This window comes from Mesorhizobium sp. M7A.F.Ca.CA.002.05.1.1, from assembly GCF_003998335.1.
In the GTDB taxonomy this organism is placed as follows: Bacteria; Pseudomonadota; Alphaproteobacteria; order Rhizobiales; family Rhizobiaceae; genus Mesorhizobium.
Map to the genome: position 1 here is coordinate 1 of NZ_RZQI01001127.1, position 1,645 is coordinate 1,645.

Sequence of the window (1,645 nt, forward strand, 5' to 3'; positions counted from 1 at the left end):
GGATGGCGTCGCCCGCCGCTGTGTCCCATTCCATGGTGCGGCCGAAGCGCGGATAGACATCAGCCTCGGCGCTGGCGAGAAGGCAGAACTTCAAGGACGAACCGACCGAAACGATTTCGGCGGCACCGAGGTCGCGAATATAGGCCTCGGTTTCCGGTGTGTTGTGAGACCGACTGGCGACGACGGCCAGCGGCGTCGCGGCCGTTCTCGCCGCGATCGGCCGGCGGCCGACGATCTGGTAATCGCCATCGATTTCGAGTGATTCCGCCCTGCCCGGCAGGCCGGAAAAGAAGCGGCCCGTGCAGGGCGCAAAGACGACGCCGACTTCCGGCACGCCATCGCGAACCAGCGCTATGTTGACCGTGAAATCGGTGCGGCGGTTAACGAACTCCTTGGTCCCATCGAGCGGATCGATCAGAAAAAAAGCCCCGTCCAGATCGGGCGGCACGATGCCGGCGGAAGCTTCTTCCTCGGCCACGCAGGGGATATCGGGAAATGCGGCACGCAGTCCGGCGAGTATGATCTTTTCGCTCTCGCGGTCCGCCTCGGTCACCGGCGAGGCGTCGGACTTACGGTCAACCGCACAGCCGGCGTGGAACACGCGCATCACCTCGCGCCCGGCCGACAAGGCCAAGCGCTCGAAGATTTCAAGCATCAGCCTGTCGTCAGATGCCGCCGCCGCTATCGTATTGGTCTTCGGCAATGTCGCGCTCGTTCAGCCAGTGTTCCAGGGCGTCGACCATCTCTTCGGCCGACTTGCCGAGTGTCCGCAGATGGACCTCCGGGGTTTCCGGCGCTTCATAAGGGGAATCGACGCCGGTGAAATTCTTGATCTCGCCATTCAGCGCGCGCGCATAGAGGCCCTTCGGATCACGCCTGGCGCATTCCTCGAAAGGCGTATCGACGAACACCTCGACGAATTCTCCGTCGGCCATCAATTCACGTGCCATGCGCCGCTCGGCGCTGAAGGGCGAAATGAACGAAACAATGACGATCAACCCGGCATCGGCCATCAAACGCGCCACTTCGGCGACGCGGCGGATGTTCTCGACGCGATCGGCGTCGGTGAAACCAAGATCGCGGTTGAGACCGTGACGGACGTTGTCGCCGTCCAGGATATAAGTGTGGCGGCCGGTGGCGAACAGCTTCTTTTCGAACAGGTTGGCGATGGTCGACTTGCCGGAACCCGACAGCCCGGTGAACCAGAACACGGCGGGCCGCTGGTTCTTCATGTCGGCGCGCACGCGCTTGCCGACATCGAGCGACTGCCAATGGATGTTTTCGGCGCGGCGCAACGAGTGCAGGATCATGCCGGCGCCGACCGTGGCGTTGGAGATGCGGTCGATCAGGATGAAGGCGCCGGTGGTGCGGTTTTCGGCGAAGGGATCAAAGGCGATCGGCGTCCGCGTCGAAATGTTGCAGATGCCGACTTCGTTCATTTCGAGCGACTTTGCCGCTTCATGGGCAAAGTCATTGACGTTGATCCGATATTTCAGGTCGGTGACGGTGGCGCTGGTCTGGTCGGTCTCGGTGCGCAGGATGTAAGAGCGGCCTGGCAGCAACGCATGCTCGTCGAACCAGACGATGTTGGCGGCGAACTGATCGGCGACCTGCGGCCGTGCGGCAGGCGAAACCAGCATGTTGC

At 62.6% G+C, this 1,645-nt stretch carries 2 protein-coding genes; both read right to left on the reverse strand.

Annotated elements, in window-relative coordinates:
* Positions 1-655 (reverse strand): 3'(2'),5'-bisphosphate nucleotidase CysQ (cysQ, locus tag EN939_RS33245; RefSeq protein ID WP_164751471.1); only part of this gene is annotated, 655 nt, incomplete at its 3' end.
* Positions 656-665: 10 nt separating this feature from the next.
* Positions 666-1,645 (reverse strand): adenylyl-sulfate kinase (gene cysC / locus EN939_RS33250; RefSeq protein ID WP_127271713.1); only part of this gene is annotated, 980 nt, incomplete at its 5' end.